This is a genomic window from Mesorhizobium sp. WSM4848, from assembly GCF_055811375.1.
Genome location: NZ_JBVVPX010000076.1, coordinates 1 through 5,701 on the forward strand (window position 1 = coordinate 1; position 5,701 = coordinate 5,701).

Below are 5,701 nucleotides of genomic sequence, written 5' to 3' on the forward strand. Positions count from 1 at the left end.
TTCCTTCTCGATAGCCATGTGATGATTCTCTCCTTTCCATCATCATGGCCTCGCGCACAGAATTCCTGACAGTCCCTCACAAGCCCGGACTATCCCGGCGAGCGCCTCGTGGTGTGCCGCAACCCGGATCTGGCAGCCGAGCGCGCCCGCAAGCGCAGCGAACTGCTGGAGGCCACCGAGCGCGACCTCGCCGCCATCCGGGAGCGGGTCCGCCGCGCCCGCAAGCCGCTCAAGGGCGCCGCCGCCATTGGCCAGGCGGTCGGCGCCGTCATCGGCCGCCGCAAGGTCGGCAAGCACTTCCAGTGTACCATCACCGACACCGACTTCTCCTTCGCGCGCGATCACGCCGCCATCGAGACCGAGGCCAGGCTCGACGGCATCTATGTGATCCGCACCAGCGTCAAGGCCAAGGCGCTGAGCGCCGGCGAGACAGTCCAGGCCTACAAGGATTTATCGCGGGTGGAACGCGCCTTCCGCTGCCTCAAAACGGTCGATCTGGACATCCGCCCGATCCGCCACTGGGCAGCGCCGCGGGTGCGCGCCCACGTCTTTCTCTGCATGCTGGCCTATCATGTCGAATGGCATCTGCGCCAAGCCCTGGCGCCGCTGCTGTTCCACGACACCGACCTCGAAGCCGCCCGCGCCGAGCGCACCTCGCCGGTCGTCAAGACCGAGCCCTCGCAAACCGCCAAACGCAAGAAAGCCACCAAACGCAACCACAACGGCCTGCCCGTCATGGGCTTTGCCGACCTCCTGCGCCATCTTGGCACCTTGGCCGCCAACACCGTGGTTGCCCCGCTGCAGGGCGAGCACTCCTTCACCCTCTATACCCGAAAAACCCCATTCCAGGAGGCTGCCTTCGAACTCCTCGGCTTCGACCCGGCTCGTGTCCAGTAACGCAAAACCATAACCGGCCGAAAACCCCGCCGGATCAATACTTTGCAGTCTTCGATAACTCAAACTTCGGTCTAAGGCATGCTTCGCTGCAGGATTTTTGGGAAGAGGATTAGGCCAGACTTATCGCGCCGGACAGGGGAAGGTTTCCTCGAGCGCTGCTACCATTATCAAGCCCATGTAAAGCGGTGGCGTTTTGTTCGACCGCGCTTGGACGTAGCGATCGAGGACGTCGATGTATTGCGCTGTCGTGATCGCCAATTTCGCGGGGGCACAATAGATTGGGTGGCCTGCGATATCGGCTTGAACGTTGGCCCATGATATCCCGTTTGTCAGGCCGTCAACATAAACCTGATAGTAGCGGTTGGTCCTGTTCTTATCGAAGTCGTAATAGTCCATGTCGGCCAGCGCCTGCTTTGGGAACAGGGCCAACAACGTGGCTAACAGGGCCCCTCTGCACATATTCCCCTCCCGATAGGTCGTTTGCAGGATCAAACGACCTTTGCCCGCCGGCCGCAAGGGCCACTTGCCGGCGCCACCGGTATCAGGAATATAATCCTCCCGTTGCGGCGAGCCCTTCAACGGAGATCGCCATGCCCCAAAAGACTCTCACCGACACTCTGGCCGCCCGCGAAACCATCTATGTCAATTGCGGGCATCCGATGTGCTGCAAATCGACGAAGCTCGATATCCAGGCGCTAATTGACAGGCTTGGCCGTGACCACGGCTCGATGCATGACGACCTGGTCGGGCTCTTTGTCTGCTCAAGTTGCAAGGCTGCCGGTCGTGACCGCCGGCAGGTGTTCTTCACATGCATTCCTGACTACGAAGGCCAGCAGCGGGCGCGCAATCGCGACTGGAAGCCAACATTCGACGAAAGGGGCTGAAAGTGGCCGGCGCCGTTTGGGCGGGAGCGTTGGGGATTTCAAGGCGCCGGGCCTGAGCACATAGCGTGGATTGCCTGTAGCCATTTGTGCAGCGGCAGGTGGCTTCCTCGAAGATCGTGCCCATGGGGCCAACGCTCTACGCGGCGTCCGACATCTTTCAAATCTCTGGTGCGATCTCAGCCGGCGACTTCAAGCGAAGCGATCTGCATACCGTGCCCAAGCTGCTGCCATTCAGAATCTTTTTTATATCCGCACGCTGCTCGACAGGGTTGAGGCCGCCGCAGGCGACGCCCTTGGCCTGCCAGATAGCAACAGGTAACCGTTACGCCGGATCGGCCAATCCGGCCGCCCGTCGCCGACCTCGGATGTACAGGCAGCGGCGGGGTACTGTTCCTAATGACAGCCTTGATGTTCATAAAGCCGTTGCGCTTCAATTTGTCGTGAATGTCATACTTCCAACAGGGCACTACTGTTTCTTGGCTAGGCAGCAAAAGGCGGGGCTTTTTGGGAGGAGACCCTGACAATGAAACGCCATTTTCCGATTGCACTTGCAGTTGTTAGTATCGTTTTGGCTGGCCACTCAATGGCCAAGGAACTGGACATGTCGAAGCTCACCTGCAAGGAGGTCGGGGCCATGTCGGCCGCCAAGGCTGTTGGCGTCGCCATGTGGATGAACGGCTATGTCCATGGCAAAGCCGGCAACACCATGGTGGACGGTGACAAGGCGGAGGCCAATGCAACGAAGGTCGCGGCCTATTGCAAAAAGAACCACGATGCGACGCTGGCGAGCGCGATCGAGGCCGTCAGCAAGATGTAGCAAAAGATCAAATGAAGCCTAAGAGAGCGGCCCCGGAAGGGGCCACACTTTTTTGGGCACCAAGGCAGTGGACCCATTGTACGGACGTTAACCAATCAAGCCTTTTTTGACAGGCGGCCGAAGTTCGTCTTCACACGACCGCTCGCTGGCTTGAGCGCGGCATAAATGGACTGTTCCAATGCCACGCCATTGAACAGCGACGGTGGACGACCGGAAATGACTTCTGGCCAAAAACGCATCACCGACTGCACAACAGATCCCTGCGCTGCGAAAATCCCTTCGACGAATGCGATGGTCTTCTCATTGACGGCGTTCACTGCTTCAGTGCCGTTTGGGCGATTGCTACTGGCATCCATCGCTATCAGCGGCAGTCGCATCAACGCGACGCTAGGCGCCAGCATTAGGCCGAAATTGATGGAAGCCGCATTTCGCATGCGACGCTTGTTGCGAGTTGGCATTGAGCATCCCCTACCTCGGCCGTTGCAGCCGACAGCAGACTACGCACCACCAACGGCTTTCCACCGCGCTTATTTAGCGAGAGCTAACGGAACCGAAACAACCGTGCAATCGTGCAATCGTGCAATATTGAATCAAATTCGAGTTGCGTGGGGTTTCGATGCGTAAGCCTGCCGGCGGGGACCGGTTGTCATTCATACCGCCTTTGATGCCTACCCTGGTGGAGAAACCGCCCGAGGGCGACGGATGGATTCACGAGGTTAAGTTCGACGGCTACCGCACCCAGGTCATCATCGATGAGGCCGGTGTGCGCCTGTTCACCCGGCGCGGGCTGGACTGGACCTCCAAGTACCGCGACCTTGCCAAGGCCGCCGGCGAGCTCGGCCTCGAAAGCGCCATCATCGATGGTGAGGTGATCGTTACCAATGAGGCAGGACTGTCCGACTTCAAGGCGCTTCGCAAGGCCATCACGCGGCGCCAGCACGACCTCTACTTCGTCGCCTTCGATCTGCTCCACCTCTACGGCCACGACCTCCGCGACATGCCTCTGGAGGACCGTCGTGAAATCCTGCAGGCGATGATCCCGGCCGACGGCCGTATACAGTTCAGCCAGGCGCTTCCTGGAGATGCTAAGGCCATTTTCGAACTGGTCGACCGAGCCGGCCTAGGCATGGTCTCGAAGCGGCGAGACAGCAAGTATCGCAGCGGCGATTCAACCTCATGGCTGAAGACGAAAGCGTACACGGTTGATGAGTACGATCTGCTCGGCGTCGAGCGCGAGCCCGGCAAGCCTGCTTTCGCCTTGATGGCAGAACGCGGAACTGGCCGCTATGTCGGCATCATAGGTGTCGCCCGCCCGTTCCTCCGGGTAGGTGGATATTCCGGCGACGGTCAGTCGCGTAGTGAACCGATACAGTGGGTCGTCATCGTCTGAGTTCCAAGCGGATTGCGGCGTGTAGACGTTGTAATTGACGGCAGCTTCGACGCTCGCCTCGCAGCGCTCCACTCTGATGGCGATGCGCGTGTGTTCGTCTTCGCGCCTTTTCTGACGCTTCGTCTTGCGGGCATCGGATCATCCGTATGGCTGATTGTCCCGTTCGCCCGATCGCTTTTGATCTTAGTATAGCGCTTTTTCACAACGATTTCGCACGATTCCGCCGATAGCGTCCGCCAGCATTTCGCCGACATTTATTCGACCAATATTCGACGCATCAAGATTCGAATTAACTAAGTGCTTGATTTTGCTGGTACGCCCAAGGGGATGAAACTGAGAACTGGACGATCAGGCATGTAGCCTGCTCATGACGCCCGTTTCCGGATGATCCAGCCGATGCCTCCCGCAAGCGCGATGCCGAGTAGCGGCCATTTCGCCCAGAAAATCCCGTTCCAGGTCAGCAGGTTTACACCGACGACCCCCAATGCGACGACACTCAGCATGGCCACGCCCCGATTGATGAGCCTCGTCATGCTTGCCCAGCGGAGGCCCGCCAGAACCGCCACGGCGAGCATCGGCCACTCAGCCCAGAAAATCCCATTCCACGAAAGCACATTGATGGCCACCAACCCCAGCGCGATCAAGGCAAGCAGAAGGAATTTCCGGCTGATCCTGCGCCCAGGGAAAGCGCCAGACCGGGCGGCGTCGCGCGACCGCCCGTCAGCGGCCGGTTCGGCGCGGCGCGCCACCGCCTCGGCCCCGCTCTTCTCACCGCCGATCCGGACAACGTAGCTCGGCACACCTTCTTCGATGTTCTTGACGGCGAGGTCGCCCAGGAACTCGAACCCGACCGCCATTTTGTTGCGGACCTGATCGTACACCGTATTTGAGATCACGATCCCGCCTGCCGGGGCGGCGGTCTGAATGCGGGCGGCAATGTTGACGCCGTCTCCATAAATGTCATCTCCCTCGACCATGACGTCGCCAAGGTTGATTCCAATCCGAAAGCGCATCTGCGTTTCGGCCGGGCGAACGGCATTGTGCCCGGCCAACTCGTTCTGAACGTCGATGGCCGTCCGGACGGACTCGACCACGCTCGGGAATTCGGCGATCAACCCGTCGCCCCAAGTGTTGACGACACGCCCGCCACGAGCCTCGATTAGGCGCGCCATTGCGTCCCTGTACTGTTTCAGAGTCGCCAGCGTTCCTTCTTCGTCGGCTTCCATCAGGCGCGTATAGCCCTGAACATCCGCCGAGAAGATGGTCGTCAGTTTGCGTCGTGTCGCCGACATTGAACTGTCCCTGCTCGATGTGAGCAGCCGAAGCTTGCCGTGCTCCGGTGGCTGAGTCTACGTCGCATTCCCGAGGCGGATCGAGTATGGCGTGCGAGGTACTGGGGCAATCTTTAGCGTGAGCGACGATGAGCTTGAGCGGAGGTACGGCGCCGCAACATGGGCGGTGTTGTGCTACCCGACGCATGCCGAGTGGATCGAAGACGATGCGCGGCTGACCAGACTGGCGCAGGATGGGCGATTGGCGAGTCCTACGGCGCATCAGGACGCGCGGGAGCTGCATCCCGGTCCATAAGACCAGCCAAGGGCGAGATCGCGTCCAGCGGCTCGCCTGCGTTTCAAAATCAACCCCAGGCGCTTGCCAAACGGCCAGCTTCCGGCCACGGCCCGCCTAAGAACGACATGGCAGGGAACCGATTTA

6 protein-coding genes and 1 pseudogene are annotated in these 5,701 nt (G+C 60.0%); 4 read left to right on the forward strand and 3 right to left on the reverse strand.

The features are described from left to right. Positions 1-93: 93 nt before the first annotated feature. Positions 94-897: pseudogene (locus AC0L16_RS33155) on the forward strand (IS1634 family transposase); the annotation flags it as partial. Positions 898-1,017: 120 nt separating this feature from the next. Here AC0L16_RS33155 and AC0L16_RS33160 read toward each other — a convergent pair. Then, positions 1,018-1,476, reverse strand: a complete 459-nt coding sequence (locus AC0L16_RS33160) for a hypothetical protein (RefSeq protein WP_473625729.1) — start codon at positions 1,474-1,476, stop codon at positions 1,018-1,020. 11 nt (positions 1,477-1,487) lie between these two features. Here AC0L16_RS33160 and AC0L16_RS33165 point away from each other — a divergent pair, with 11 nt between their 5' ends. Both AC0L16_RS33165 and AC0L16_RS33170 read left to right on the forward strand, forming a co-directional pair. Next, entirely contained in the window at positions 1,488-1,781 is a 294-nt protein-coding gene (locus tag AC0L16_RS33165; RefSeq protein WP_473625730.1) for a hypothetical protein, read from the forward strand. A gap of 523 nt (positions 1,782-2,304) precedes the next feature. After that, positions 2,305-2,598 carry an HdeA/HdeB family chaperone gene (locus AC0L16_RS33170; RefSeq protein WP_473625732.1) on the forward strand — a complete coding sequence of 98 codons (294 nt, stop codon included), beginning with the start codon at positions 2,305-2,307 and terminating at the stop codon, positions 2,596-2,598. Between the two features lie 95 nt (positions 2,599-2,693). Here the strand turns inward: AC0L16_RS33170 and AC0L16_RS33175 are convergent, their stop codons facing one another. Continuing rightward, complete coding sequence (locus AC0L16_RS33175) at positions 2,694-3,056, reverse strand: hypothetical protein (RefSeq protein WP_473625733.1); 363 nt, start codon at positions 3,054-3,056, stop codon at positions 2,694-2,696. A gap of 158 nt (positions 3,057-3,214) precedes the next feature. On the opposite strand from AC0L16_RS33175, the gene AC0L16_RS33180 reads away from it, so the two are divergent. Next, on the forward strand, positions 3,215-3,988 hold the full coding sequence (locus AC0L16_RS33180) for an ATP-dependent DNA ligase (protein WP_473625735.1): 774 nt from the start codon (positions 3,215-3,217) through the stop codon (positions 3,986-3,988). Positions 3,989-4,353: 365 nt separating this feature from the next. Here AC0L16_RS33180 and AC0L16_RS33185 read toward each other — a convergent pair whose 3' ends face one another. Beyond that, positions 4,354-5,280: an adenylate/guanylate cyclase domain-containing protein gene (locus AC0L16_RS33185; RefSeq protein WP_473625736.1), complete on the reverse strand. Its 927-nt coding sequence runs from the start codon at positions 5,278-5,280 to the stop codon at positions 4,354-4,356. Between the last annotated feature and the right edge of the window lie 421 nt (positions 5,281-5,701).

Excerpts from the sequence above, each read along its gene's own strand:
- AC0L16_RS33180 (WP_473625735.1), top strand. The coding sequence starts at position 3,215 with ATGCGTAAGCCTGCCGGCGGGGACCGGTTGTCATTCATACCGCCTTTG.
- AC0L16_RS33185 (WP_473625736.1), bottom strand. The coding sequence starts at position 5,280 with ATGTCGGCGACACGACGCAAACTGACGACCATCTTCTCGGCGGATGTT.
- AC0L16_RS33170 (WP_473625732.1), top strand. The coding sequence starts at position 2,305 with ATGAAACGCCATTTTCCGATTGCACTTGCAGTTGTTAGTATCGTTTTG.
- AC0L16_RS33175 (WP_473625733.1), bottom strand. The coding sequence starts at position 3,056 with ATGCCAACTCGCAACAAGCGTCGCATGCGAAATGCGGCTTCCATCAAT.
- AC0L16_RS33165 (WP_473625730.1), top strand. The coding sequence starts at position 1,488 with ATGCCCCAAAAGACTCTCACCGACACTCTGGCCGCCCGCGAAACCATC.